Source organism: Sphingomonas abietis (assembly GCF_027625475.1).
In the GTDB taxonomy this organism is placed as follows: Bacteria; Pseudomonadota; Alphaproteobacteria; order Sphingomonadales; family Sphingomonadaceae; genus Solisphingomonas; species Solisphingomonas abietis.
This window is the reverse complement of record NZ_CP115174.1, coordinates 433,652-460,561: the sequence shown is the minus strand read 5'-3', so window position 1 is coordinate 460,561 and position 26,910 is coordinate 433,652. Positions and strand designations below refer to the sequence as shown.

Below are 26,910 nucleotides of genomic sequence, written 5' to 3'. Positions count from 1 at the left end.
TCCGGTCTCCTAACCCGTCCGTTCGTCCCGAGCGAAGTCGAGGGACGTGATCCGGACGCACGGTGTCTCGACTTCGCTCGACACGAACGGGTGGGGCTCTCTGTCTCTCAGTTGCGCAACGGTTTGCCGGTGGTGAGCATCGTCTCCACCCGCGCCTGGGTGCGCGCGTCCTTCATGCTTTCGAGGAACAGCTTGCGCTCCAGCTTGAGCAGCTGGTCCTCGGTGACGACGTCCACCACGTCGGCATCGCCGCCGGTGAGCACCTGCGCCAGCCGATCGGAGACGACGCCGTCATAGGCGGTCGCCATGCCCTTCTTCTGGAAGTCGCGCACCGCCATGTTGAGGCCGGTGCGGCCGCTCGCGCCAGCCAGCTTGAACACCGGCGGCTCGGGCGGCGCATAGCCGTCGACCAGCGCCAGCGCCTTGGCCTTGGCATCGGCGAGCAGGCGATCGCGGTTCATGGTGATGCCGTCGCTCTCGCGCAGGAACAGCTGCTCCCTGGCCTCGGCGGCCGATTTGGCGACGGTCGCGGTCGACACGGTCTGGAACACCTTGGCGAGCGGCGGCATCGGCCCCTTGGGCATCATCTTGGCCCTGGCGGCGCGATCGAGCATCTCGCCATTGCCGCCCCAGCCCGGCACCAGCCCGACCCCGCATTCGACGAGGCCGATATAGGTTTCGGCATGGGCCTGGATGGCGTCCGCGTTGAGGCATATCTCGCAGCCGCCGCCGAGCGCCAGTCCCGCAGGCGCAGCGACCACCGGGAAGGGCGCATATTTGAGCGCCTTGAACGCCGCCTGGCCGCCGGCGATCAGCTTCTCGATCTCGCTCCACGCCGCGATATTGACCGCGAACAGCGCGAGGCCGAGATTGGCGCCGGCCGAGAAGTTCGATCCCTCATTGTAGATCACCAGCGCCTTGTAGTTCGCCTTCACCAGCGGGATCGCCTGCTGGATCAGCTTGATGATGTCCTCGTCGAAAGCGTTCATCTTGCTGGTGAACTCGAGCGCGACCACGCCGTCGCCGACATCCCACAGCGCCGCCGAACCATTTTTCAGCAGAGGCTCGGCGCCGCGCTTGATATCCTCCAGCAGCACCACGCCCGCGGCACGCTGGACGTCGCGATAGGAACCGTCGGCGGTGAGATACTGCCGCTTGCCGTTCTCGACCCGGTAGAAAGGCTGGTCGCCCGCCGCCTTGAGGAAGGCCGGCACCGGCTTGCCCTCGGCCGTCAGGCGTGCGGAGAGCTGACCCGGCCCGAGCCGGTCGATCAGCTCGAACGGCCCGAACTTCCAGTTGTAGCCGAGCTTCATCGCGTCATCGATCGCGACGATATCGTCCGCCGCCTCGCCGACCAGCATCGCCGCATAGGACAGCACCGGGCCGAGGATCGCCCAGGCATAGGCGCCGGTCTTGCCGGGCAGCGTCACCAGCTTCGCGAGATCGCGATCGGCGCCGGACGGCAGCTTGCCGGGCTTGTTCTCGGGCCGGTATTCGCCGGTGGCGAGATCGAGCGCCATCTTGGTGCGCGACCCGTCCTTGCCCTTGTCGAGCTTGTAGAAGCCGCCCTTGCCCTTGCGGCCGGTAAACCCGTCCGCAATCATCTTCTCGACCAGCGGCATCGGCCGGATCGTGTCGAAATAGGGATCGCCCTTCGGCAGCGTGTCGGCCAGGCTCTTCGACAACAGCGGCATCAGGTCGACGCCGACGAGATCGACCAGGCCGAAGATGCCGGTCTTGGGCACGCCCATCGGCGCGCCGCCGATCTGGTCGGCCTCCTCGACGGTGACGCCGAGGTCCATCGCCGCGTTGATCGCCACCGCCAGCCAGTAGGTGCCGAGCCGGTTGGCGATGAAGCCCGGCGTGTCATGGGTGCGGATCACCCGCTTGCCCATCGCGCGATCGGCAAAGGCCTCGACCTTGGCGACCAGATCGGCGTCGGTCTGCGGCCCCGCGACGATCTCCAGCAGCCGCATGTAGCGCGGCGGGTTGAAGAAATGGGTGATCAGGAAGTCGCGCTTGAACTGGTCCGACCGGCCCTCGACGAGATGGCCGAGCGGGATGGTCGAGGTGTTGGACGACACCGCCGCGCCGGGCTTCTTCACCGCTTCCAGCTTCTCATAGAGCGCCTGTTTGATGTCGAGCCGCTCGACGATCGCCTCGACGATCCAGTCGCATTCGCCCGCCTTGTCGAGATGATCCTCGATATTGCCGGTCTCGACCAGCTTCGCCGCCTTCTTGGACATGAACGGCGCCGGATCGGTCTTGAGCATCTTGGCGACCGCGCCCTTGGCGATGGCGTCGCGGTCGTTGCCGTCCTTCGGCACGATATCGAGCAGGAGCACCGGCACGCCGGCATTGGCGACCTGTGCGGCGATGCCTGCACCCATCGTGCCGGAGCCGATGACGCAGACCTTCTGGATGCCGTTGGCTGGATTTTGGCCGACCATGTTATGCGCGCTCCAGCACCGTGGCGATGCCCTGCCCGCCACCGATGCACTGGGTGGCGAGCGCATAATGGCCGCCCTCGCGTTCCAGCAGCGCCGCTGCCTTGCCGACGATGCGCGCGCCGGTCGCGCCGAGCGGGTGGCCGATCGCGATCGCGCCGCCGTCGATGTTGATCGTCTCGTCCTTGAGGCCGAGATCCTTGATGCAGGCGATCGCCTGGCTGGCGAACGCCTCGTTGATCTCGACCACGTCGAGCTGGTCGGCGGTGATGCCGGCGCGCTCGAGCGCCTTGCGGCTGGCGCCGATCGGGCCGAGGCCCATCGTCTCGGGCGCGCAGCCCATGATGCCGACCGAGCGGATCTTGGCGAGCACCTTGAGGCCATGCTGGGCGGCGAAGGCGGCGGAGGTGACGAGCACCGCGGACGCGCCGTCGGTCAGCGGCGAGGAGGTGCCGGCGGTGACGCTGCCATCCTTGTCGAAGGCGGGCTTGAGCCCCGCCAAAGCTTCGGCGGTGGTCTCGGGGCGGATCGTGCCGTCCTCGGTGACGTCGCCGCTTTTGGTCTTGATCGGGATGATCTCGTCGGCGAACTTGCCGGCCGAGCGCGCGGCGGCGGCCTTCTGCTGGCTCTTTACCGCCAGCGCCTCCTGGTCGGCGCGGGTGATCTGGTATTTCTCGGCGACGTTCTCGGCGGTCTCGCCCATGCCCATGTAAGCGCCGGGGCGCTTGGCGTAGAGCTCGGGGCTCGGCATCGGGTTGAAGCCGCCCATCGGGATGCGGGTCATCGATTCGACGCCGGCGCAGATGAAGGCCTCGCCCGCGCCGATCGCGATCTGGCCCATCGCATAATGGATCGAGCTCATCGACGAGCCGCAGAAGCGGTTGATCGTCACCCCGCCGACCTGGAGCGGCAGATCGGCCAGCAACCCGATCAGCCGTGCGACGTTGAGACCCTGTTCGCCTTCGGGGAAGGCACAGCCGAGCACGATGTCCTCGATCTCGGCGGGGTCCACCCCGGTCTTGTCGAGCAGCCCGCGGATCGTCTGGGCGGCGAGATCGTCGGGGCGGACACGGGCCAGCGCGCCCTTGTTCGCGAGGTGGAAGGGCGAACGGGCGTAGCCCGCGATCACGACGTCGGTCATGCGAATCCTCTCCTGAGCAACGCCGCTCACATAGGGCGGCGTCGAGTTGCCTTAAAGGTGCGACGATTTCCCTATACGTCAACTGATTTTTGCGTCACAAGATACGAGTCGCCTTGCCGTAGCGGTAGGCGGTGACCCCATGCGCCAAAAAGAGCGCAGGGCGTGCCGAGATGTTCCTGAGGAGGAGAGGCCTCAATGCTTTCGACGCTTTTCGCGGCGCTGCTCGCCGCCCAATCCAGTGCTCCGTCACCCGATTCGGTGATCGGCACCTGGCATTCCCCCACCAAGAACGGCGTCATCGCCATCCAGCATTGCGGGTCTTCGATCTGCGGCACGCTGGAGAATGGCGACGACATCCGCGCGCATCCGGATGCCAAGGACGTCAACAACAAGGATGCGGCCCAGCGCGGCCGGACCCTCAAGGGGCTGACCATGCTGAGCGGCTTCGCGAAGGACGGCGACGTGTGGACCGGCGGCAAGGTCTACAACCCCAATGACGGCGGCACCTACAGCGGCAAGATCACGCCGGTCGACGCCGACACGCTGAAGCTCAGGGGCTGCATCATCTGGCCGGCGTGCAAGACCGAAACATGGACCCGTATTCGCTAACCAAGTTGGCGCTAAGACCGGCCTTCATCGCCGGCAAAGGGATTAGGGAGAGAGTATGAAAGTCAACCGGATCGCCCGCAAGGGCGCGCTTCTCGCATCGGCCACGCTCGTGGCGACCATGGTGGTGGCCCAGGCCCACGCCGCCGCCTTCTACATCCAGGAACAGTCGACCAAGGCGGTCGGCCGCGCCTTCTCGGGCGAAGTGTCCGAAATGGGCGCCCAGCAGATGTGGTGGAACCCCGCCTCGATCGGCGGGATCAGCGGCTTCCAGAGCTACCAGGGCTTCACCGCCATCATCCCGCGCGCCGACGCGAGCAACCTCGGCTCCACCATCACCCGGCCCGGCGTCAATCTCTCGGGCGTGACCGGCATTCCCGGCCTGCCCTCGATCCCCGGCACCACCTCGGCGGTCGGCGGCGCGCAGAACCAGCACGACATGGTCAACAAGGGCTATCTGCCCAATGGCGGCTTCGCCTTCCCGATCGGCGACCATCTCGATTTCGGCTTCACCGCAACCTCGCCCTACAGCTTCACCAGCAACTATGCGTCGGACAGCTGGGCGCGCTATGCGGCGGACAAGACCCGCCTGCGCACCTTCGATTTCCAGCCGGTGCTGGCCTATCACACCGGCGGCCTGAGCATCGGCGCCGGCCCCAACATCGAATATGTCCGCGCCACCTTCGCCAATTACCTGCCCGATCCGCTGCCCAACCTCGCCGGCATCCCGGTGGTCGGGCCGACGCTCTCGGGCCTGCTCAACACCGGCGACGGCCACCAATATCTCAAGGGCGACGGCTGGGATGTGGGCTGGAGCGCGGGCTTCCAATATCATAACGACCAGGTCGATCTCGGCGTCGCCTACAAGTCGGCGATCAAGCACAAGCTGAAGGGCCATCTGATCGTCGACGGGCTGGGCGGCCTGCTCGCGCTCGGCGGCGCCAATCAGGAGGTCGAAGGCGCCCACGCGCAGTTCACCACGCCCTGGCAGGTCAATTTCGGCGGCCGCTACCACGTCACCCGCCAGCTGACCCTCAACGGCCAGATCACCCGCTTCGGCTGGAGCAAGTTCGACGCGATCGAGCTTTCCAACCTCGGCGCCACCGCCGATCAGGCGCTCGGGCAGAATTACCACAACACCTTCTCCTACGCCGCGGGCTTCGATTATGCGGTGACCCCCAAGTGGACGGTGCGGGGCGGCGTGCAGCGCGACCTCTCGCCGATCAGCAAGGGCAATCGCGATCCGCGCGTGCCGGACGGCAGCCGCTGGAACTTCGCGGCCGGCAGCAGCTATGCGATCAACAGCCATTTCACGATGGATGCCGCCGCCAGCTACGACAAGATCAAGAGCGTCCATATCGACAAGACCGAGGCCGCCTATGTCGGCACCCCGTTCGAGACGATCATCCAGAATGACGGCTATCTGCACAATGCCAGTGCGCTGGTCTTCTCGCTCGGCGGCAGCGTGGCCTTCTGATGAGCGATCCGGCCCTCGCATCGACCGAACGGCCGGGCGCTGCGGACGCGGCGACGACGGGCCATAAGACGGGGAACGGCTTCGGCCATTCCCCGTCGATCCCCCCTCGCCGGCTGACCGACCTGCTCGATCATGCCGTCGCGACATGGCCGGAGCGGGTCGCGATCGATTTCATGGCGCGGCGCTGGCGCTATGCCGAACTCGGCGCGCTGGTCGATCGCGCCGCGCGCGGCTTGCAGGATCTCGGGGTCAAGCCGGGCGACCGGGTCGGCCTGTGCCTGCCCAACACGCCTTATTATGTCGCGCTCTACTTCGCGACCTTCCGGATCGGCGGCATCGTCGTCAATCTGAACCCGCTCTATGTCGAGCGCGAGCTCTGCCACCTGCTCCAGGATTCGGGCTGCAAGGTGATCGCCACCTGCGACATCACCGCGATCCATGCCAAGGTCACCAGGGTGGCGACGCAGCTCGGGCTGGAAAAGCTGATCGGCTGCCCGATCGCCGGGGCGCTGCCGGCCCTCAAGTCGATCGCCTACCGCCTGTTCAAGCGCCGCGAGATCGCCTCGATCCCGCCCGACGCGCTCCATATCACCTTCGCCCGGCTGATCGCATCCGGCGCGAGGCCCGATCCGGTGACGGTGAAGCCCGAGGACGTCGCCGTGCTGCAATATACCGGCGGCACCACCGGCGAGCCCAAGGCGGCGATGCTCACCCACGCCAACCTGACCGCCAACAGCGCCCAGATGGTGGCCTTCGTCGGCGACGATCTCGATCCGGCGGTGCAGGAGCGTGCGCTCGGCGTGCTGCCGCTGTTCCATGTCTTCGCGCTGACCAGCGTGCTCAATTACTCGATCGACACCGGCGCGATGATGGTGCTGCTGCCCCGCTTCGAGCTGAAGCAGATGGTCGATACCGTCGGGCGGACGCAATGCACCGCCTTGTTCGCGGTGCCGACCATCTATGGCGCGCTGAACAATCTGCCGGATGCCCAATTCGCCAAGCTGCGCTCGGCCAAGCGCTCGATCTCGGGCGGCGCGCCGCTGCCGTTCGACGTGCGCCACCGCTTCGAGGAGCGAATGGGATCGCCGCTGGTCGAAGGCTATGGCCTGTCCGAGGCTTCGCCGATCATCACCTGCAACCCGCTGAAGGGCGAGCCCAAGGACAATAGCGCCGGCGCCGCCTTCCCCGGCACCCTGATCGAGATCCGCGACCTCGAAGACCTGTCGAAGCTGATGCCGCAGGGCGAGCGCGGCGAAATCTGCGCGCGCGGGCCGCAGGTGATGAAGGGCTATTGGCACCGGCCGGATGCCGATGCCGAGGTCTTCATCGACGGCGCGCTGCGCACGGGCGACGTCGGCTATCTGGACGAGGACGGCTATCTCTTCATCGTCGATCGGATGAAGGATCTGATCATCGCGGGCGGCTACAACGTCTATCCGCGCACGATCGAGGAAGCGCTCTACGAGCATCCCGCGATCGCGGAGGCGGTGGTGATCGCGGTCGACGACAGATATCGCGGGCAGGCGCCCAAGGCGTTCGTGTCGCTCAAGGCCGGCCACAGCGTCGCGCCCCTCGAGCTGCACGACTTCCTCAAGGACAAGCTCAGCAAGATCGAAATGCCCCGCGAGATCGAAATCCGCGACAATCTGCCAAAGACGCTTATAGGCAAGCTATCCAAAAAAGAACTGGTCGCCGAGGAGAAGGCAAAGGCGGCAATGGGTTGATCGCATTCGAGGGACAGGTGAGCGTGGCCGAACAGGCGGAAGAACTACAGGGCATCCAGCGGGTCGCCGGCGATCTGGGCATCACCCCGCGGACGCTGCGTTTCTATGAGGACAGGGGCCTGATCGAGCCGCGCCGGGTGGGCACCACGCGCATCTACACCAGACGCGAGATCGGCCGGATGCAGCTGATCCTGCGCGGCAAGCGGCTCGGTTTCTCGCTCAAGGAGATCCAGCGCTTCCTCGATCTCTATGATGCCGATCCCCAGCATGTCGAGCAGATGCGGGCGCTGGCCGAGCGCGCGCGCGAACGCGCCGACGAACTGGAACATCAGCTCGAGGCGATCCAGCAGACCATCGCCGAACTCCACCAGATCGAACGCGAGGCGATGGAGCGCGTGCGCGCGGCCGAGGCGTAATTCCTCCCGGAAACGGGAGGATTTGGGTGACAGTATCGGCGGCCATGCTACACGCTCCCGCGATCGGGAGTGGATCGTGCTGGTTCAAAAGCTTTTTCGCGTCGGAATCGCGGTGCGCCGGCGCTTCCGCCAGAGTGAGGCGACCTTCATCCTGCTCGCGGTCGCGGTGGGCACGATCGGTGGCGGATTCGCGGTGGTGCTGGGTGCCGCCGCCCATGCGCTCCAGCGCTGGCTCTATCATCTCCCCGGCACGATGCGGCTCAGCGCCGCGCCGCATCTCGACACCATCACGCTGCTGGCCCTGCCGATCGGCGGCGCCCTGCTCGGCCTGCTCCACCTCCTGCTCGATCGCTGGCGCCGGCGCACCCCGATCGACGTGGTGGAGGCCAATGCGCTGCACGGCGGCGCCGTGCCCTTCCGCGATACGCTGAGCGTCACCGGGCAGACCTTCCTCTCCAACGGCTTCGGCGCCTCGGTCGGGCTGGAGGCCGCCTATGCCCAGATCGGCGGCGGCCTCGCCTCGGTGATCGGCCGCTGGCTGAGTCTCCGCCGCGGCGATCTGCGCATCCTCGTCGGGGCCGGCACCGGCGCCGCGATCGGGGCGGCGTTCGGCGCCCCGCTGACCGGCGCCTTCTACGCCTTCGAGATCGTGATCGGCGCCTACACCCCGGCCGCCATCGCCCCGGTCGCGGCGGCCGCGATCGCCGGCGTCGCCACCGCCAGGAGCCTCGGCGCGGTGCCCTATCTGATCACGGTCGATTCGACCGGCATCTCGCGCAACATGGATTATCTCGCCTTCATCGGCATCGGCCTGGCCTGCGCGATCGTCGGCATCCTGCTGATGCGCGCGGTGAGCCTCGTCGAGACGGCGGTGCGCTGGACCCGGCTGCCGCCGGCGGCGCGTCCGTTCGTCGGGGGGCTGTTGCTGATGCCGATCGCGCATCTCTCGCCACAGGCGCTGTCGGCCGGCCATGGCGCGCTCCATCTCGCGCTGGCCGGCGACGCGCCGCTCAGGATCCTGTGCGTGATCTTCGCGCTCAAGCTGCTCGCCTCGTCGATCTCGCTGGGCTTCGGCTTTCGCGGCGGGCTGTTCTTCGCCTCGCTGTTCCTCGGCGTGATGCTGGGGCGCATCTATGGCGACGTCACCGAGCTGCTGCTGCCCGGCCAGCATCTGTGGGCGCAGGATGCGGCGCTGGTCGGGATGGCGGCGCTGGCGGTGTCGGTCGTCGGCGGGCCGATGACGATGAGCTTCCTGGTGCTGGAGGCGACCCGCGATTTCCAGCTGACCGGGATCGTGCTGACCGCCTCCTTGGTCGCCTCGGCGCTGGTCCGCGAGCTGTTCGGCTACAGCTTCTCGACCTGGCGGCTCCATTTGCGCGGCGAGGTGATCAAGTCGGCGCGCGACATCGGCTGGGTCCGCCAGCTCACCGCGGGTCGGATGATGCGCAAGGCGCCGGTGGCGCTGCCCGCCACGATCAGCATCGCCGAATTCCGCCGCCGCATCCCGCTCGGCTCGACCAGCCGGGTGATCCTGCTCGACGAGGGCGGGCATTATGCCGGCATGGTGCCGACCGCGCAGGCCTATGTCGACGGCGTCGACAAGGAGGCCGCGATCGCCACCCTCGCCCGCCGCCCGGACGAGACGATGACCCCCGATCGCAACATCGCCGAGGTGATGCAGGCGTTCGACCGGCTCGGGCTGGACGATCTCGCGGTGGTGGACGGCGACGGCGCCCTGCTCGGGCTGCTCACCGAAACCCATGTCCGCAGGCGCTATGCCGACGAACTGGAAAAGGCCCAGCGCGCGATGTTCGGCGAGGATTGAGGGGGGCGATTCGCCCGAGCCCGGCGTGACGGTGATGCGAAGGCCGACCCACCCCAGCCCCTCCTTTCAGGAAGGGACTTTCCGGCGGCTTTCGCCCCAAGAGCCGCCCCTTCGCCCTATCTCGTCACCCCGGACTTGATCCGGGGCCCAGCTCCTTGGATTTCAGCGGGACACGGAAGAAGCGGGATCCCGGATCAAGTCCGGGATGACGTAACAATGGAATGACTGCTTTCGCTCCAAAGACGGTCATTCCGCCTCGCTCGCAGCAACGCCAGAACCCGCCGTATCGAGCAGAGCTATGAGATTAGCGGAAACGAAATGTCTTCGGCTTACCGATCAGGCAGGAGGCGCTCGTGGCAACCCAGATTGTAAGAATGATCGCGGCATGGCTGTTCACGAATTTCGCATTCGTGATCGGTTACTCTGCCTGGAAGGGGCAAGGCGTGACCCGCCTGTCAGACGGCCTTCTTGGAATCGGGTTGATCGTTGGTCTTCCAATGCTGCTGTTCGCGGGGGTGACCGCGCTACCGTTGGCATTTCTTGTTCAGCGCTTCTTTCAGCCAACAGTAGGTGCCATTTTCTTCCCATTTCTGATTGGTGGAATCGCGTGGCTCCTTACATATTTTCTGAGTAGTGGAGGCTGGAGGGGGGCGCACCAAGCTGTTTTTCTATTTGCTTTCGTCCTCGGCCTGAGTTGGAGCCTGCTCGGTTTCATCATCCCGCGTAGCAATTGACGCTGGAATAGGTCGTGCCCGGTTTCAGTGCTGATGGAAACAAACTGGGGCCGGCACATAGAACGGACCCAGATATACGCTAAGCGCCAGCAGGCCCGCTCAGGTGGCGCAAAACACCTGATTGTCGGTCACTTTCCCGGCGATCTCCACGTCAGGTCAGGCATTCCCTCCTACATCACCCCGGGCTTGACCCGGGGTCCAGCTTGTCTTCGCTTTCCATGCGAGGGATGGGAACGGATATGACGACCGGCGGCTGGGTCTACATGATGGCAGGTCGTTATCGCGGCACGATCTACGTCGGCGTCACAGCCGACCTTCGTGCGCGGGTCGGCCAGCATCGTAGCGGTGCGGATCCGATTTTTGCAGACGCTACGACCTCACTCGCCTCGTCTGGGCCGAGCGTGGCGACGACATAACGGCCTGCATCGCACATGAGAAACGGCTGAAACGCTGGCGGCGAGACTGGAAGTTTGCATTGATCTAAAGCGGGAATCCAGACTGGCAAGATCTGTTCGCCACGCTCGCCTGAAAGCAGCTGGACCCCGGCTCAGGGCCGGGGTGACGAGACAGGGCGAAGGGGCGCCTCGTGGGGCGATAGCCGTCGTTGCCTCGCAGAAGAAGACCCTCACCCAACCCTCTCCCGCAAAGGCGGGAGAGGGCTCAAGCCAATGACCGCTGTCCACCCAATCGAGCCGATCGACGGCGTGTCGAGAAAGCCCCTTCTTGCGACGTCGACATATCCGGTTTCAGCAACGCCGGCACCGTCCACGAGCGACAAAGGCTCAACAAAAGCCGACTCGGCTTCCCTTGTAGGATTTCGCATGAGAGATTGGGTGGACCGGGATGCCGGGCCGCTCTTTCTCACCGTCGATCCGTGCGGCCGATCGGGGCGGCGAAAAGGTCTTTTTTCGGGGCGGTCGGATGTCAACTTCGTCAGCTTCGCCCGAAACGCCATTTCTGATGTGAAATCAGATAGTTAACATGACGTACAACGGAGCGTCGCCGGCATTATGCCCGAACGACCTGCGACTGGAATGGGCACGAGACACCACCCCGCTTGTGCTCCTGCGGAGGCAGGAGCCCAGGTGAGCAACGGCCATGCGCTCGGCCGCTGGGCTCCTGCTTCCGCAGGAGAACGGCGTGGCTGGCAGCCGGTCGCGGCTAATGCTGGGCGGGCAGGGCTTCCGGCTTCGCGGTGGCGGCCTGCCCCTCCCAGCCGCCGCCGAGCGCCAGGAACAGGTTGATCTGGCGATCGACCAGCGTCGCCCGAGACGATGCCAGGGTCGCCTCCGCCTCGGCCAGCTGGGCCTGCACGTTGAGCACGCTCAGCACGTCGGTGCGGCCATAATGGAACAGGCGATTGGCCTGGTCGGTCCCGTGCTGGGCATCGTCGCGCGCCTTCTCCAGCGCGGCGTCGCGGTCGATTTCGCGGGCATAGGCCGAAAGCGCCGTTTCGGTCTGGCGCAGCGCCTCGATCACGGTGCCGTCGAACTGCGCGGAGGCGGCGTCGGCGGCATCGCCCGCCGCCGCGATCTGGGCGTGGAGCAACTTGCGATTGGGGAAGGCCCAGGAGATCACCGGCCCCGTCAATCCGCCGAAGCTGGCGCCGGTGAAGAAACTGGAGAAGGAATTGGCGAGCCCCGCCGTGCCGGTCAGCGACACCTGCGGGTAGAGCTTGGCCATCTCCACGCCGATGCCGGCGGTCGCTGCCGCCAGCTGGCGCTCGGAGGCACGGATATCGGGGCGCCGGCGCAGCAGCGCGGTGCCGTCGCCGATCGGTATCGGCTGGTGCAGCGTGGGCGGCGTCGCGCAGTCTTCCAGCTCGCGCGGATAGTCGGCCGGCGCGCGTCCCATCAGCGCGGCGATCTCGAACAGCGAGGCCTGCCGTCCGGCGAGGATCTCGGGGATCGCCGCGGCGCTCCTGTCGGCGGCGGCGCGGGCGCGGGTGACGTCGAACGACGTGCCCCGCCCGCCCTTGAACAGGCGCTGCATCGAATTGAGCGTGGTCGTCTCGATATCGAGGACGTGGCGCGTCGCCGCCAGGGTGACATTGGCGGTGCAGACATCGGCATAGCTGCGCGTCACCGCCGCCGCCACCGTCACCCGCACCTGATCGCGCGCCGCCTGCACCGCCTCGGCATTGTCCTGCGCCGCCTCGATCCCGCGCCGGATGCCGCCGGCGAGATCGAGCGGATAGCTGATCGTGGCGTCAAGCAGCCCGCTATAGGGCAGGTCGAGCGGCACCGTCAGCGTGTAGCCGCCGACCCGCGCACCGAACGCCGCCGCCCCGAGCTGGGTCTGCACGGTGCGCCCGGCCTGGACCTCGCGCACCACCTCGCTGGCGCTGTGCAGATTGGCGTCGGCGGCGCGCAAATTGGTGTTGGCGGCCAGCGCCTCCGCGACATAGCCGTCGAGCCGCGGATCGTCGTAGAGCTTCCACCAATGATCGGGCAGCGGCGCCTGGTCGAACGCCTTGCCCTGCCCGGCGACGAATGCGCCGTTCGCGCTGGGGGCCTTCACCATCGCCTTGTCCGGCACATGATAGTTCGGCCCCGCCGTGCAGCCGGCGAGCAGCAGCGCGATCGCGGTGGTGGCGAAGGCCGGCCTCACCGATGTGCGCCCGGCTCGGGCAGGATCGTGACCGTCGCGGTCCGCCCGGCGATCAGCTGGGTGCCGGCCGGCATCCGATCGACATGGATACGCACCGGAATGCGCTGGGCGAGGCGCACCCAGGAGAAGGTCGGATCGACCGCGAGGAGCTGGTTGGCCGTGCCCTTGCTCTGATCGTCGGCGATGCCGGCGGTGATGCTGTCGACATGGCCCTCCATGTCGCGGGCGTCGCCCATCAGCCGGATACGCGCCTTGTCGCCGACATGGATGCGGCCGAGCTTGGTCTCCTCGAAATAGCCCTCGACGCGGATCGAATCATTGTCGACCAGGGCCAGCGCCTGCGCGCCGGGCGCGACGAAATCGCCGGGGTGGAGATCGAGATTGGTGACGATACCGTTGACCGAGGCGCGCACCGCGGTGCGGTGGACGTTGAGCTCGGCGGTCTGCTTCGCGGCGATCGCGGCCTGCACGCTGGCTTCCGCGGTCTTCTCTTGGGCGACATTCGCCTCGTGGGTCTCGGTCGCGACGAGGTCGCCGAGCGCGAGATCGCGGCGGGCGACCTTGCGCGCCTGATCGAGCTTGGCCTGCGCGCTGGCGATGGTGGCATCCGCCTGGCCGAGCGCGTCGGCGTAGCGCGGCATGTCGACCACGAACAACAGGTCGCCCTTCCGCACCGCCTGGTTGTCATGCACCGCCACCGTGGTGATCAGGCCGCCGACATCGGAGGCGACCCGCACCACATCGGCACGGACATGGCCGTCCCGCGTCCAGGGTTCGGTCTCGTAGCGCTTCCACAGCCAGATCGCGACGAAGATGGCGAGGAGGACGATGGTCGCGGTGACCACCCAACGGGCGAAGGCCGACAGGATAGGGTTCATGAATGTGGTCCGAAAGGCGCGGAGAGGACGACGAGGAGCCCAAGCAGGAGGACGAACAGGGCACAATCGACAAGCGGGCGATAGGCGACATAGCGATAGACGCCGATAATCTGGAACAGGCGCGACAGGATGCCGGCGAGCAGCAGCGCCAGCGCCCCGAGCAGCAGCAGCGGCGGGACGAATACCCCGCCGATCGAAATCTCGCCGATCATGCTGCGGCTCCATAAGCGGGGGCGGCCGGGAAGAGATTGCGGCGCAGGCTGGTGAGCAGGATCAGCCCCTCGCGGCGCCGGCCCAGTTCCTCATCGCGGGCGAAGACCGCCACGGCCCGATCGATGTCGGCGAGCACGCCGGGCTCCGGCAAGGCCGGATCGCGCGGCGAAAGGCGCCCGAAATGATTACCCAGGCCACTCAGCGCGTCGGCGATCGCTGCGCGCTCCTCGTCCGTGGCGCGGCCCCGCAGCGCGTCGAGCTCCCCGGCCACAAAGCCGATCCGCATGTCGATCAGCGCATCGAGCAGCGGCTTGCCGGGATTGGACCCGGCCGACATCGCCGGCAGCATCAGCCCGACACGATCGAGCATCCGGCTCAGCCAGCGCGCGCTGTCCGGCGCACGCCCCCGCGCCCGGAGCGCGACATCGCGCCAGCCGGCCCGGGCAAGCCGCGCCACGCGATCCTCCGCGCCGATCGTCAGGAACAGGCCGACCGTCACCATCGCGAAGCCGATGCCCACGAACTGCGCGATCGCGCCGTTCAGCGCCGCGCCGAACGCCGGCGTATAGGTGGCATAGAGGCCGACCGTCTGCGGAAAGCCGATCAGGATACCGACGCCGACGGGGAATGTCGCAGGCTTGCCCATCAGCACGCCCATCAGGAGAAGCATCGGCGCCAGCGTCGCCGCCAGCGTCACGAAGTCGCTAAGGCGCGGCATGATCGTGTAGGCGTAGACGATCGACGTCAGCAGACCGATGGTCGAGCCGAGTTGCATCCTGCCGATCATGGCACGCGGATTCTCCAGGCCGCCGAACAGCGCGCAGGCGATGCCGGCGATCAGCACCGCGCCGGCGCCTTCCTTCCACGCGGTGCCGATCCAGAAGGCGCAGCCCAGCCCGATCGTCGCGATCGTGCCGAGCGCGGCGCGGATCGCCAGCCCGCGATCGAGATGCAGCGGCCGGCTGCTGGTGCCGGCGAGCAGCGCGACGACCCGCGGCGACACCGCGCGGACGCTGTGCGAACGCACCTGATCGCGCAGGATATGCGCGTCGCGCAGGGTCGCCACCATCTCCGCCAGCCGCGACAGCAGATTGAGCAGCAACATGTCGCGCCAGACGAGATCCGGCTCGCTTACCCATGCCGCCGTCGGCTCGAGCGCCCGCGCATCGGCGATCAGCAGCGCCGCCGTCTCCTCGCGATCGGGCTTCGTCACGTCATTTTCGATCCAGAGCTGGACGCGGGCGACCAGCGCGCCGACCGGCTCGGGCAGGCCGCCGCGGCACAGCGCCACCTCCACCAGCCGATCCTCGATCGTGCTGGCGAGCGGCAGGAACAGCGACAGGCAATCCTGCAACGCGCGCACGGTGCGGACGCGCGGCAGGATTCGCGCGGTATCGAACGGCAGATGGATCGAGAGCTGGTGCAATTCCAGCACGTCGACGGCCAGGCGGCGGCGTTCGAGATCGAGCCGCGCCTCGCGCGCGCCGGCCATCGACGCCACCGACCAGCGGCCGGCGTCCGCCAGGATGATGTCGATCCGCCGCAGCAGCTGCGCGGTGACGGTGCGGGGAAAGACGGCGCCATGGACCAGACTGGCGCAGAGGATGCCGATGGTGATCTCCTGCACGCGCAGGATCGCCGTGTCGAAGATCGCGCCCGGCGTTTCGACGCTGGGAAAGCCGATGATGCTGGCGGTGTAGCCGGCGAGCAGGAAAATATAGGAGCGCGGCGTGCGATCGAGTTGCGCCAGGTAGAAGCAGAACCCCAGCCATAGGGCCAGCGCCAGGCTCAGCACGGCCGGCTCGTTGACGAAGGTCGGCACCAGGATGACCGAGGCGGTGGCGCCGAGCGCGGTGCCCATCAGCCGAAACACTGCCTTGGACAGCACTGCGCCGGCCAGCGGCTGGGCGATGATATAGGAGGTCACCACCGCCCAGAAGGGTCGGTTCAACCCGATCCGGAGCGCGATATAATAAGCCAGCATCGCCGCGACGAAGCATTTGACCGAGAAGAGGACGGCCTGGGCATCGGCCTTCATCGATCGCGCTCGCGCAGCACCGCCATGCGCTGGTCGATCCGCTCGAGCACCGCGTCGGCGATCTCCAGCGCGGAATCGGGCACGCCCTCGGTCAGTTCCCGACGCAAGGTGGCAAGCGCCACCTCGATCCGGCCGACCATGGCCCGACCGGCATCGGTCAATCGCAGGCGGTTCGCACGCCGATCGGCAGGATCGGCTTTGCGCGCGAGCAGGCCCGCCATTTCCAGCTGATCCAGCACGCGCACCACCGAAGCCCCCTGCATATCCAGCTCCGCGACCAGATCACTCTGTCGCACATCGTCGCCCAGTCGCCCCACATGAAGCAAGGCCCACCCCGCCGAGTTGGAGAGACCGACATCCAGCAAGGCACGATCCGCCGCCGCATGCCAGCGGCGCGAGAGCGGCAGCAGCCGCCGCCCGAATGACGCCTCAGCCTGGTAGCGATCCCTATCCATTAGCTGCCTAATGATATGGCGAGTAACGTTTAGCAAGCGGGAATCAGATCTCGGTGACATTCTCCCCCAGCAACGCCGATTGCGCGCGGGAAACCTGATCGCGCAGCCAGCGGATGAAGGCCTCGATCCGTGCGACCCGCCGCATGTCGCGATGGACGACCAGCCAGAAGCTGCGCGTGATCGCCACCTCCGGCCGGAGAATTCGCACCAGCCCCGGCATGGTGTCGCCGATGAAACAGGGCAGGATGCCGCATCCTGCGCCGCTCGCGATCAGCCGGGCCTGCGCGGTGATGCTGGAGGAGCGGATCGCCGGCTCCAGCCGCTCGTCGACTTCCGCGAGATAGCGCAATTCCGGCGCATAGATAAGATCGGGGACATAGCCGACCAGCCGTCGGCGGGTGAGCCCCTCGATCGTCTCGACCGGGCCGGTCGCGGCGAGATAATCCGCGGCCGCATAGGCACCGAGCCGATAGTCGGTGAGCTTCGCCGCGATCAGCGGGCCACCCCGGGGCCGCGCCAGCATGATCGCGATGTCCGCCTCGCGGCGGGACGGATTGAGGAAGCCGGTCGACGCGATCAGGTCGAGCGCGACACCGGGATGGGCCTCCGCGAACGCCGCCAGCCGCGAGGCCATGAAGCCCATGCCGAACCCCTCGGACATGCTGATCCGGATCGATCCGCCCAGCCCCGCCCCCTCCTCCGATTGCTGGCGGACGGCGCGTGCGCCGGCCTCCATCGCCTCGGCATGGGCCAGCAGCCGATGGCCGCTCTCGGTCAGGCGCTGGCCCGCCGCGCCATGTTCGAACAGGGTGGTCGCCAGCGCGGCTTCCAGGCGCTGAATGCGCCGCGCCACCGTGGTCGCGTCCTGCCCGACCTGCCGTGCGGCCGCCGCCAGGGTTCCGGCACGGGCGAGCGCAAGGAATATGCGCATGTCGTCCCAGTTCATTCCATTGACCCCCATCCTGCGATTTCGCAGCATCCCCTTGCGTAACGTCGACCTTGCCGGCGACCTTGCATAGGCCGATGGAGGAGCAAACAACAATCAGGAGAGCGTCCCGTGGACGATATTGGCCATCTCATCGCAGGCGCCACCGGGACGAAGGCCGCGCGCTACGGCGACGTCTTCGATCCCAATTCGGGCAAGGTGCAGAAGCGCGTCGTGCTGGGCACGAAGGCCGATCTCGACCAGGCAGTCGCCGCCGCGCAGGCCGCGCAGCCGGGCTGGGCCGCGACCAACCCCCAGCGCCGCGCGCGCGTCATGTTCAGGTTCAAGGAACTGGTCGAACGCGACATGGACAAGCTCGCGCACGTCCTGTCGTCCGAGCATGGCAAGGTGATCGCCGACTCGCGGGGCGATATCCAGCGCGGCCTTGAGGTGATCGAATTCTGCTGCGGCATCCCGCATGTGCTGAAGGGCGAGTTCACGCTCGGCGCCGGCCCCGGCATCGACGTGTGGAGCTTCCGCCAGCCGCTCGGCATCGGCGCCGGCATCACCCCGTTCAACTTCCCGGCGATGATCCCGCTGTGGATGTCGGGCGTCGCCATCGCCACCGGCAACGCCTTCATCCTGAAACCCTCCGAGCGCGACCCGTCGGTGCCGGTGATGCTCGCCGAACTGTTCAAGGAGGCCGGCCTGCCCGACGGCATCCTCCAGGTCGTCCAGGGCGACAAGGAGATGGTCGATGCGATTCTCGATCATCCGGCGATCAGCGCGGTGAGCTTCGTCGGCTCGTCCGACATCGCCCATTATGTCTATTCGCGCGGCGTCGCGGCCGGCAAGCGCGTGCAGGCGATGGGCGGCGCCAAGAACCACGGCATCGTCATGCCCGACGCCGACCTCGACCAAGTGGTCAACGATCTGGCGGGCGCCGCCTTCGGGAGCGCCGGCGAGCGCTGCATGGCGCTGCCTGTCGTCGTGCCGGTCGGCGAGGACACCGCCGAGCGCCTCAAGGCCAAGCTGATCCCCGCGATTGCGGCGCTGCGCGTCGGCGTCTCGACCGATCCCGACGCCCATTACGGCCCGGTCGTCACGGCCGCGCACAAAGCGAAGATCGAGAGCTACATCCAGATGGGCGTCGACGAAGGCGCCGAACTGGTCGTCGACGGCCGCGGCTTCACGCTGCAGGGGCATGAACAGGGCTTCTACGTCGGCCCGACCCTGTTCGACCATGTCACCACCGCCATGACGACCTACCAGGAGGAGATCTTCGGCCCGGTCCTCCAGATCGTCCGCGCCAAGAATTTCGAGGAGGCGGTCGCGCTGCCCTCGAAGCACCAATATGGCAATGGCGTCGCGATCTTCACGCGCAATGGCCACGCCGCCCGCGAGTTCGCCAGCCGCGTGAATGTCGGCATGGTCGGCATCAACGTGCCGATCCCGGTGCCGGTCGCCTATCACAGCTTCGGCGGCTGGAAGCGCTCGGCGTTTGGCGACACCAACCAGCACGGCATGGAAGGCGTCAAATTCTGGACCAGGGTGAAGACCGTCACCGGCCGCTGGCCCGACGGTTCGGTGCAGGGCGACAGCAGCTTCGTCATCCCGACGATGGGGTGAAGTGTCTCGTCCGTCTTTTCCGTCATGCTGAACTTGGTTCAGCATCCAGACGCGCAGCCTCGCTCCGCCAGGCGGCTGCGCGTCTGGATCCTGACCTTCGTCAGGATGACAAGAAGGGCGGAAGGCCGAGGCTGGGCGACAAATCGTCCCACAGCGGGTTGGACCGCTCTATCAAGGCCGCCTTCCAGTCGCGATGCCAGTTCTTCAACTGCTTTTCACGCGCGATGGCGGCCTCCATCGTATCGGCAACTTCATAATGGACGAGACGATGCACATGGTAGCGCGATGTGAAGCCGGGAATGCCGCCGCTACGATGCTGGTGCAGCCGACCGAGCAGGTTCGACGTTACACCGACATACAGCGTGCCATGACGGCCGCTGGCGAGGATGTAGACGCAGGGATGGCGTTCGATCATCGGGCGTAGCGTGTCTGGATGCTGACCTTCGTCAACATGACGACAAGAGAGAGGATGCGGCAAGAGCCGATGACCGACCAATTCGACCTCACCGAAGACCAGCGCGCCATCCAGGAGCTGGCGCGCCGCTTCACCGCCGACGCGATCACGCCGTTCGCCGCCGAGTGGGATGAGCATCACATCTTCCCGCGCGATACCGTGAAGGCCGCGGCCGAGCTGGGCTTCGGCGCGATCTACGTGTCGGAGGAATCCGGCGGCATCGGGCTGGGCCGGCTCGAATCGGCGCTGATCATGGAGGCGATGGCCTATGGCTGCCCGTCCACCAGCGCGTTCATCTCGATCCACAACATGGCATCGTGGATGATCGACACGTTCGGCGGCGAGGCGGTGAAGGCCCGCTATCTGCCCTCGCTGGTGACGTGCGACACCATCGCCTCCTATTGCCTGACCGAGCCCGGTTCCGGCTCCGACGCCGCCGCGCTCAAGACGAAGGCGGTGAGGGATGGCGACCATTATGTCGTCACCGGCTCCAAGGCCTTCATCTCGGGCGGCGGCGAGAACGAGATCTATCTCGTCATGGTCCGCACCGGCGCGGACGGCCCCAAGGGCATCTCCTGCCTCGTCATCGAGAAGGACATGGCGGGCGTCAGCTTCGGCGCCAATGAGAGGAAGCTCGGCTGGCGCTCGCAGCCAACCGCGCAGGTCAATTTCGATGGCGTGCGCGTGCCGGTGGAGAATCGGGTCGGCGGCGAGGGCGAGGGCTTCCGGATCGCGATGTCCGGCCTCGACGGTGGCCGGCTCAACATCGGCGCCTGCTCGCTCGGCGGCGCCCAGCGCGCGCTCGACGAGGCGCTGACATACACCGCGGAGCGACGCCAGTTCGGCACGCGCATCGTCGATTTCCAGAACACGCAATTCGGGCTGGCCGACATGGCGACCGAACTGGAAGCGGCGCGCGCCCTGCTCTACATGGCGGCGGCGAAGGTGACCGCCGGCGCCCACGACAAGACCAGGTTCGCGGCGATGGCCAAGCGGCTGGCCACCGACACCGGATCATCGGTGGTTGACCGCGCGCTCCAGATGTTCGGCGGCTATGGCTATCTGCAGGATTATCCGATCGAGAAATTGTGGCGCGACCTACGGGTCCACCGCATTCTCGAAGGCACCAACGAGGTCATGAAGATGATCATCGCACGGGAGTTGATGAAGCAATGAGTGAACCCTACGAAACCCTGCTGATCGAGCGGCATGGCGCCGTCACGCTGGTGCGGATCAACCGCCCGCAGGCGCTGAACGCGCTCAACTCGCAGGTGCTGGCCGACATGGTGGCGGCATCGCGCGCCTATGACGCCGACCCCGAACAGCGCTGCATGATCGTCACCGGCAGCGAAAAGGCGTTCGCGGCCGGCGCCGACATCAAGCAGATGGAGCAGATGGGCTTCGCCCAGGCCTATGCCGCCAATTTCTTCGCCGGCTGGGAGGATTTCACCCGCACCCGCAAGCCGATCATCGCGGCGGTCGCCGGTTTCGCGCTCGGCGGCGGCTGCGAGGTCGCGATGATGTGCGATTTCATCATCGCCGCCGATACCGCCAAGTTCGGCCAGCCCGAGATCAAGCTCGGCGTCGCCCCCGGCATGGGCGGATCGCAGCGCCTGACCCGCGCGATCGGCAAGGCCAAGGCGATGGAGATGTGCCTCACCGGCCGGATGATGGCCGCCGAGGAGGCCGAGCGCGCCAATCTCGTCGCGCGCGTCGTCCCCGCCGACCAGCTGATCGAGGAGGCGCTCAAGACCGCGCAGGCGATCGCGGCGATGCCGCCGCTCGCCGCCATCGCCAACAAGGAGATGGTCAACGCCGCCTTCGAGACCACGCTCGCGCAAGGCATACTGTTCGAGCGCCGGCTGTTCGCCGGGCTGTTCGCCACCGAGGACAAGGCCGAGGGCATGAGCGCCTTCGTCGAGAAGCGGCTGGGCGCCTGGAAGGGCCAGTGACCGGATAGCAGCGCTCCCATCCAGAGCCACAAGGGGAATATCCCGGGCTTTGGATGCTGATCCCGATCAGGACGACGACAAGCGAGAGGATGAGGATATGGCACGCATCGGTTTCATCGGCCTCGGCAATATGGGCGGCGGCATGGCGCTCAACCTGGTGAAGGCCGGCCATGAGGTGATCGCGTTCGATCTGGCGGACTCGGCACTGGCGCGCGCGCGCGACGGCGGCTGCACGATCGTGGCGGCCGCCGGGGAGGCCTGCCTCGGCGCCGATGCCGTCATCACCATGCTGCCCGCCGGCACGCACGTCGCGGCAGTCTATGGCGATCAGCTGTTCGCCGCCGCGACGCCCGGCACCCTGCTCGTCGATTGTTCGACGATCGACGTCGCCACCGCGCGCGCCGTCGCAGCGACGGCCTCCGACCGCGGCTTCGCCATGGTCGATGCCCCCGTCTCGGGCGGGATCGCCGCCGCCCAGGCCGGCACCCTCACCTTCATGGTCGGCGGCCCGGATGCCGCTTTCGCCCGGGCCGCGCCGATCCTCGCCCAGATGGGCAAGGCGGTGATCCATGCCGGCGCGGCGGGTGACGGGCAGGCCGCCAAGATCTGCAACAACATGATCCTCGGCAGCCAGATGATCGCCACCTGCGAAGCGCTGGCGCTGGCGCTGCGGCTCGGCCTCGATCCGCAGAAATTCTACGACATCGCGTCCCAGGCCTCCGGCCAGAGCTGGTCGCTGACCAGCTATTGCCCGCTGCCCGGCGTCGGCCCGCAAAGCCCCGCCGATCGCGGCTATGAAGGCGGCTTCGCGGCCGGGTTGATGCTCAAGGATCTGAAGCTGGCGATGGTGGCTGCCCAGGGCGTCGATGCCGCGGTGCCGATGGGCGCGGCCGCCGCCGCGCTCTACCAGGCGTTCGTCAATGCCGGCGCCGGCGCACGGGACTTCTCGGCGATCATCGCGATGCTGGATGGCAGGCAACCGGGCCGGACGGCGCTGTAACAAAGCGACATCCAAGGGAAAAGCGCGGCGACCAAGTCCTCTCCCTGACGAAGGAGAGAGCCGTGCCCCAGAAGCTGACCCGCGCCGAGCGCTGCCGCATCGGCCGCCACACCCCCGTCCCTGCCCACAAGCAATGCGACGGGGACGTGCATCGCGGCGTCTGCCGCTATTGCCGCGCGCCGATCATGCGGACGCAGGCGACCCGAATCTGGTTCCTCTCGGCCGTCCTCGCCTGAGGTCAGTCGCCGGCGCCGCCATGCCCGTGATGATGGCCGCCGCCCTGGCCGAAGCGATTGCCACGCCCGTTGCGCCGCTCGGGATGGACATCGAGACGCGGCAGCTCGTCTCGCGTGATCACGCCGTCGCCATTGACGTCCAGCATCTTGAAGCGGCGCAGCGCCACCGTCTCGAACTCCTGCTCGCTGATCGCGCGATCGAAATTGAGATCGGCCGACACGACCGGCTCCGGCGCATCGAGGAAACCGAAGCGGCCGGCGCCGATGCGGCTCGGATAGGGCGGATCGGTGACGTTGCCGTCGTCGTCGGTCTTGGCGAGGGTCGGATCGCCATAGGTGCTGATCACGCGGATTTCCGGCGCAACGTCACTTTCGTAGCGGTCGATCTCGTCCGGCTCGATCAGATGATTATGATCGACGTCGAGCGTCGCGAAGAAGCGCATGGCGTCTTCCTGAAACTCCTGCGGGGTGATGCGATTGTCATGATTGGCATCGGCGTCGCGAAACCATTGCTCAGCCGCCGACACGCCGCCCTGCGTATGATAGGGCTCGCCCATCGGGCTGATGAAGATATGGCCGCCGCCGAGCTGCGCCATCGTCGGCGCCGCACCGTTCACGGTGATGTCCGCGCCGGGCGTGGCGACGGACGGCGTTGCGGCCGCGGCCGGCTGCGTACCGGCGGGCAATGCGGTGGGCGCGGTGACAGGCGGATCGGCGAGCGCAACCCCGGCCAGAAGCACGGCGCCCAAGCATACACAAACCGTCCGCATGTCGATTCCCTTTGATGGCCCGTTCGAGGCACTCATATCGGCGATAGCCTGCCCACCGCTCCTGTCAAAGCGGCAGCAGCACGCGGGCGAGCAGACCGCCCCCGGCCCGGTTGCGCAAGGTGACGTCGCCACCATGCGCGCGAGCCACCGCCCTCGCACTGGCAAGACCGAGGCCGCTCCCCCCGGTTTCGCGATTGCGGGACGGTTCGGCGCGGAAGAAAGGCTCGAATGCCCGCTCCAGCAGATCGTCCGGCAAGCCCGGCCCGTCGTCCGCCACTTCGATCAAGGCATGGCCATCCGGGCGGGACATCCGTACCCGCGCCTGCCCGGCATAGGCGATCGCATTGCCGATGAGATTGGCGAACAGCGACTTGAGGCCGGCGATATCGGCATCGATGACGATATCGTCGCCCAATTCCACCGTCACGTCGGCGCCCAGGTCCACCATCTCGTCCGCCACGCTTTCGACCAGCGCGCGCAGGCTCAGCCGCTGCCGGCGCGGCGGCCGGGCGGTATCGCGGACGAAGGCCAGCGCGGCACCGATCATCTCGTTCATCTCGGCGATATCGGCCTCCATCGCCGGCCGCACATCCGCACCCGCTTTTTCAACCCGCAGCGACAGGCGCATCAGCGGCGTGCGCAGGTCATGCGCCATCGCCGCGGCCATGGTGACGCGGTCATCGACGTAGCGACGGATACGGGCCTGCATCTCGTTGAACACCAGCGCCGCGGTCGCCACCTCGACAGGGCCGTCCAGCGGCAGCGGTTCGGCGCGGGGATCGCGCCCCAAGCGCTCGGCTGCGACGGCGAACAGCCCGATCGGCTGCGCCACCCGCCGGGATACCAGCCACGCGAACGGCGCGACCGCCAGCAGCAGCCCGAACAGCCACAGCAGCATCCGCCAGTGCCAGGGCTCGATGCCATGCGGCGCCGGCTTGACGATCCGCCAGGCGCCGCCGGGGAGGTGATAGGCGGCGCTGAACCGGCCGAACAGCAATTCCCGCCCGGCGCCGTCGGGCGGCCGGAAGCGCCGCATCGGCGGCCCCAGGAACAAGGGCGGGCGCTCGAAATCGAGATGGACGTCGGCGGTCGAGACCTCGAGCCGTTCTGCCAGCAGCCTGCGCAGGCGATCGGCATGGGTATCGTCGTCGTCGGGCGGCGGCGTCATGCTTTCGGAAACCCGGTAGATTTCCGTATCCGGTGCCGCACCGCGGAGCAGCTGCGCGACTTCGGCGATCGAATAGAGCCGCGGCGTCGGCGGCGGCACCGTCAGCAACAGGCCGAAATCGAGCAACTGCGCACAGATCAGCGATACCAGCATCACGCCGAAGATCCGCAGGAACAGCGGCGGCCTGATGATCCCCCCCCGTCCTCTCACGTCGGCACGACCTTGGGCACGAACAGATAGCCTTCGTTCCGCACGGTGCGGATCAGATCGCTGTCATTGCCCCGCAGCTTGCGCCGCAGCCGGCTCACCTGCACGTCGATCGCGCGATCGAACGCATCCGAATCCGGCCCGCGCGCGGCATGGAGCAGCGCCTCGCGGGTCAGCACCCGGCGCGGATGCTCGACGAAGGCGCGCAAAACCGCGAACTCGCCATCCGACAGGTGGACGAGAACGCCATCGGGATCGAGCAGTTCGTGGGTGTCGATATCCATCCGCCAACCCAGAAAGCTGAACCCCCGCCGCACCTCCTCGACCTCGGCGATCTGCTGCCGGCGCAGCAGCGCGCGCACATGGGCGAGGATCTCGCGCGGGCTGCACGGCTTGGACAGATAATGATCGGCGCCGATCTCCAGCCCGACGATGCGATCCTGCTCATCCCCGAGCGCCGAGAGGATGATCACCGGCGGACCATTATCCTCGACCAGCCGGCGACAGGCGGACAAGCCGTCTTCCCCCGGCATCATCACATCGAGCAGGATCAGATCGATGCCGCCGCGCGCCAGCACCCGATCCATCTCGATCACGCTGGCCGCAGTGGTGACGTGATAGCCATAGGCCCCCAGCCGCTCGGCCAGCAGAACCCGGATACCGGCATCATCGTCCACCACCAGCAGGTGGGCGAGCGCATTGGCGGGGCGATCGGCGAGTGCGGCAGCCATGGTCATGTCGTAGCGCATGCCGCTACGATGTGTGCAGAGGATTTCAACGGTGCTCGCGCGCAGACATTCGCCTGACACAATGACCGGCAAGCTACGCCGTTCACGTCTGGGGAACGATTGATGCGCTCACCTCTGCTCGCCGCGCTCATCGCGTCGGCTCTTCTCGCCGGCACCGCCATCGCCGGCGACTCGCCGCCGCCGGCGCCCGGCATGGGCTCGCCGCAACAGGCAGGTAGCCGCGCCGACGACATGACGCTCCTCCTCGGGCTGGCCCCGCAGCAGCGGCCGGCACTCGAAGCGTATCTGCAGGCCGTAGCGCCCCCGCCGCGCGGCGACAGGCAGGACGGCGACCATGGCGATGGCGGCGATCGCCATGGTCCACCTGATGCGGCCCAGATGCAGGCGCGCATCGAAGCGGCCCAGCATTTTCGCGCAAGCCTGAATCCCGATCAGCAGGCCCGCTTCGACGCGATCGAGCGGGTCAGCCATGGCATGGGGTCGCGCCATCGCTGGGGTGGTCCGCCACCGCAGGAATGATCGCACTGGCCTCTGGCGGTTGCCGCTACGGCTTGCTGGAAACGGCGGGTTCCGGCCGCAGCCGGTAGCCGACGCCGAGTTCGTTGACGATCAGCGCCGGTCGCGCCGGGTCCGCCTCCAGCTTCTGGCGCAGCGCCCGCACCACGATGCGGAGATACTCCACCCGGTCGGCCTGTGCCGGCCCCCATACGTCGCGCAGGATCTGGGCGTGGCTCAGCACCCGATCGGGCCGCGCGGCGAGCAGGGCCAGCACGCCATATTCCTTGGGTGCCAGATGCACCTCCTCGCCGGCCCTGGTAACCCGGCGCCTATCGAGATCGATCAGCACGTCGCCTGCCGCCACGTGATGCTCGGCCCCCTGCGCGTCGAGCCGGTGGCGCAGGCCGGCGCGGACGCGGGCGAGCAGCTCCTCGCTGTCGAAGGGCTTCACCAGATAATCGTCGGCGCCGAGATCGAGCGCCGCCACCTTCTCCTCGGTCGCATCGCGCGCCGAGACCACGATCAGGGTCGCCTGCGCCTGGCTCTTGATCAACTGGACCAGCTCCAGCCCGTCACGATCGGGCAGCCCCAGATCGAGCAGCACCACCTCCGGCTTCTCGATCGGCAGCAGCGACATCGCCTCGCGCGCCGACGACGCCTCGGCAACCACATGGCCGGCGCGTTCCAGTGTCACGCGCAGCAGCCGCCGGATGGCGGCGTCGTCTTCGATCACCAGCAGCTTGGAGGGAATGGACATC

The 26,910-nt window shown here is 67.3% G+C and carries 25 protein-coding genes and 1 pseudogene; 13 read left to right on the top strand and 13 right to left on the bottom strand.

Annotated features, from left to right (window positions below; translation table 11 throughout):
* Positions 1-107: 107 nt before the first annotated feature.
* Both PBT88_RS02280 and PBT88_RS02275 read right to left on the bottom strand, forming a co-directional pair.
* Positions 108-2,450, bottom strand: coding sequence for a 3-hydroxyacyl-CoA dehydrogenase/enoyl-CoA hydratase family protein (locus PBT88_RS02280; RefSeq protein ID WP_270077625.1), 2,343 nt, complete (start codon positions 2,448-2,450; stop codon positions 108-110).
* A gap of 1 nt (position 2,451) precedes the next feature.
* Entirely contained in the window at positions 2,452-3,588 is a 1,137-nt protein-coding gene (locus PBT88_RS02275; RefSeq protein WP_270077624.1) for a thiolase family protein, read from the bottom strand.
* Positions 3,589-3,783: 195 nt separating this feature from the next.
* Between PBT88_RS02275 and PBT88_RS02270 the strand changes: the two genes are divergently transcribed.
* The 7 genes and pseudogenes from PBT88_RS02270 (at position 3,784) to PBT88_RS02240 (ending at position 10,854) form a co-directional block, all read left to right on the top strand.
* On the top strand, positions 3,784-4,197 hold the full coding sequence (locus tag PBT88_RS02270) for a DUF2147 domain-containing protein (RefSeq protein WP_270077623.1): 414 nt from the start codon (positions 3,784-3,786) through the stop codon (positions 4,195-4,197).
* A 55-nt stretch (positions 4,198-4,252) separates the two neighbouring features.
* The gene (locus tag PBT88_RS02265) at positions 4,253-5,671 is read left to right on the top strand and encodes an OmpP1/FadL family transporter (protein WP_270077622.1); all 1,419 of its coding nucleotides are present in this window, start codon (positions 4,253-4,255) and stop codon (positions 5,669-5,671) included.
* Entirely contained in the window at positions 5,671-7,395 is a 1,725-nt protein-coding gene (locus PBT88_RS02260) for a long-chain-fatty-acid--CoA ligase (RefSeq protein ID WP_270077621.1), read from the top strand. Before PBT88_RS02265 ends, PBT88_RS02260 begins: the two co-directional genes overlap by 1 nt.
* 23 nt (positions 7,396-7,418) lie before the next feature.
* Positions 7,419-7,811, top strand: a complete 393-nt coding sequence (locus PBT88_RS02255) for a MerR family transcriptional regulator (RefSeq protein ID WP_270079148.1) — start codon at positions 7,419-7,421, stop codon at positions 7,809-7,811.
* A 76-nt stretch (positions 7,812-7,887) separates the two neighbouring features.
* Positions 7,888-9,636 (top strand): chloride channel protein, encoded by a 1,749-nt coding sequence (locus PBT88_RS02250; protein ID WP_270079147.1) that lies wholly within the window; start codon positions 7,888-7,890, stop codon positions 9,634-9,636.
* A 353-nt stretch (positions 9,637-9,989) separates the two neighbouring features.
* Positions 9,990-10,370, top strand: a complete 381-nt coding sequence (locus tag PBT88_RS02245; protein ID WP_270077620.1) for a hypothetical protein — start codon at positions 9,990-9,992, stop codon at positions 10,368-10,370.
* A gap of 239 nt (positions 10,371-10,609) precedes the next feature.
* Positions 10,610-10,854, top strand: a pseudogene (locus PBT88_RS02240) (GIY-YIG nuclease family protein).
* A 677-nt stretch (positions 10,855-11,531) separates the two neighbouring features.
* Here PBT88_RS02240 and PBT88_RS02235 read toward each other — a convergent pair.
* The 6 genes from PBT88_RS02235 to PBT88_RS02210 are packed head-to-tail and all read right to left on the bottom strand — an operon-like array spanning position 11,532 to position 17,510.
* Entirely contained in the window at positions 11,532-12,980 is a 1,449-nt protein-coding gene (locus tag PBT88_RS02235) for an efflux transporter outer membrane subunit (RefSeq protein ID WP_270077619.1), read from the bottom strand.
* Positions 12,977-13,858 (bottom strand): efflux RND transporter periplasmic adaptor subunit, encoded by an 882-nt coding sequence (locus tag PBT88_RS02230; protein WP_270077618.1) that lies wholly within the window; start codon positions 13,856-13,858, stop codon positions 12,977-12,979. Before PBT88_RS02230 ends, PBT88_RS02235 begins: the two co-directional genes overlap by 4 nt.
* A complete protein-coding gene (locus tag PBT88_RS02225) occupies positions 13,855-14,070 on the bottom strand; it encodes a DUF1656 domain-containing protein (RefSeq protein WP_270077617.1) in 216 nt (71 codons plus the stop codon). Before PBT88_RS02225 ends, PBT88_RS02230 begins: the two co-directional genes overlap by 4 nt.
* Positions 14,067-16,109: an FUSC family protein gene (locus tag PBT88_RS02220; RefSeq protein WP_270077616.1), complete on the bottom strand. Its 2,043-nt coding sequence runs from the start codon at positions 16,107-16,109 to the stop codon at positions 14,067-14,069. The genes PBT88_RS02225 and PBT88_RS02220 overlap by 4 nt, the downstream gene beginning before the upstream one ends.
* A complete protein-coding gene (locus PBT88_RS02215; RefSeq protein WP_270077615.1) occupies positions 16,106-16,564 on the bottom strand; it encodes a MarR family winged helix-turn-helix transcriptional regulator in 459 nt (152 codons plus the stop codon). The genes PBT88_RS02220 and PBT88_RS02215 overlap by 4 nt, the downstream gene beginning before the upstream one ends.
* Before the next feature lie 43 nt (positions 16,565-16,607).
* Positions 16,608-17,510, bottom strand: a complete 903-nt coding sequence (locus tag PBT88_RS02210) for a LysR family transcriptional regulator (protein WP_270077614.1) — start codon at positions 17,508-17,510, stop codon at positions 16,608-16,610.
* Positions 17,511-17,621: 111 nt separating this feature from the next.
* Between PBT88_RS02210 and PBT88_RS02205 the strand changes: the two genes are divergently transcribed.
* Positions 17,622-19,118, top strand: a complete 1,497-nt coding sequence (locus PBT88_RS02205) for a CoA-acylating methylmalonate-semialdehyde dehydrogenase (protein ID WP_270077613.1) — start codon at positions 17,622-17,624, stop codon at positions 19,116-19,118.
* A gap of 100 nt (positions 19,119-19,218) precedes the next feature.
* Here PBT88_RS02205 and PBT88_RS02200 read toward each other — a convergent pair whose 3' ends face one another.
* Positions 19,219-19,533 carry a GIY-YIG nuclease family protein gene (locus tag PBT88_RS02200; RefSeq protein ID WP_270077612.1) on the bottom strand — a complete coding sequence of 105 codons (315 nt, stop codon included), beginning with the start codon at positions 19,531-19,533 and terminating at the stop codon, positions 19,219-19,221.
* A gap of 69 nt (positions 19,534-19,602) precedes the next feature.
* Between PBT88_RS02200 and PBT88_RS02195 the strand changes: the two genes are divergently transcribed.
* The 4 genes from PBT88_RS02195 (at position 19,603) to PBT88_RS02180 (ending at position 22,760) form a co-directional block, all read left to right on the top strand.
* The gene (locus tag PBT88_RS02195) at positions 19,603-20,748 is read left to right on the top strand and encodes an acyl-CoA dehydrogenase family protein (protein ID WP_270077611.1); all 1,146 of its coding nucleotides are present in this window, start codon (positions 19,603-19,605) and stop codon (positions 20,746-20,748) included.
* Positions 20,745-21,524 carry an enoyl-CoA hydratase gene (locus PBT88_RS02190; protein WP_270077610.1) on the top strand — a complete coding sequence of 260 codons (780 nt, stop codon included), beginning with the start codon at positions 20,745-20,747 and terminating at the stop codon, positions 21,522-21,524. The genes PBT88_RS02195 and PBT88_RS02190 overlap by 4 nt, the downstream gene beginning before the upstream one ends.
* A gap of 97 nt (positions 21,525-21,621) precedes the next feature.
* Positions 21,622-22,524 (top strand): 3-hydroxyisobutyrate dehydrogenase, encoded by a 903-nt coding sequence (mmsB, locus tag PBT88_RS02185; protein WP_270077609.1) that lies wholly within the window; start codon positions 21,622-21,624, stop codon positions 22,522-22,524.
* A gap of 62 nt (positions 22,525-22,586) precedes the next feature.
* Positions 22,587-22,760 (top strand): hypothetical protein, encoded by a 174-nt coding sequence (locus tag PBT88_RS02180; RefSeq protein ID WP_270077608.1) that lies wholly within the window; start codon positions 22,587-22,589, stop codon positions 22,758-22,760.
* Positions 22,761-22,762: 2 nt separating this feature from the next.
* Here the strand turns inward: PBT88_RS02180 and PBT88_RS02175 are convergent, their stop codons facing one another.
* The 3 genes from PBT88_RS02175 to PBT88_RS02165 form a co-directional block, all read right to left on the bottom strand.
* A complete protein-coding gene (locus PBT88_RS02175) occupies positions 22,763-23,500 on the bottom strand; it encodes an EF-hand domain-containing protein (RefSeq protein WP_270079146.1) in 738 nt (245 codons plus the stop codon).
* 94 nt (positions 23,501-23,594) lie between these two features.
* On the bottom strand, positions 23,595-24,908 hold the full coding sequence (locus tag PBT88_RS02170; RefSeq protein ID WP_270077607.1) for a sensor histidine kinase: 1,314 nt from the start codon (positions 24,906-24,908) through the stop codon (positions 23,595-23,597).
* Positions 24,905-25,654: a response regulator gene (locus tag PBT88_RS02165; RefSeq protein WP_407696501.1), complete on the bottom strand. Its 750-nt coding sequence runs from the start codon at positions 25,652-25,654 to the stop codon at positions 24,905-24,907. The genes PBT88_RS02170 and PBT88_RS02165 overlap by 4 nt, the downstream gene beginning before the upstream one ends.
* Before the next feature lie 102 nt (positions 25,655-25,756).
* Here PBT88_RS02165 and PBT88_RS02160 point away from each other — a divergent pair, with 102 nt between their 5' ends.
* Entirely contained in the window at positions 25,757-26,173 is a 417-nt protein-coding gene (locus PBT88_RS02160) for a hypothetical protein (protein ID WP_270077606.1), read from the top strand.
* Between the two features lie 25 nt (positions 26,174-26,198).
* On the opposite strand, the gene PBT88_RS02155 is transcribed toward PBT88_RS02160, so the two are convergent.
* A complete protein-coding gene (locus PBT88_RS02155; RefSeq protein ID WP_270077605.1) occupies positions 26,199-26,909 on the bottom strand; it encodes a response regulator in 711 nt (236 codons plus the stop codon).
* Between the last annotated feature and the right edge of the window lies 1 nt (position 26,910).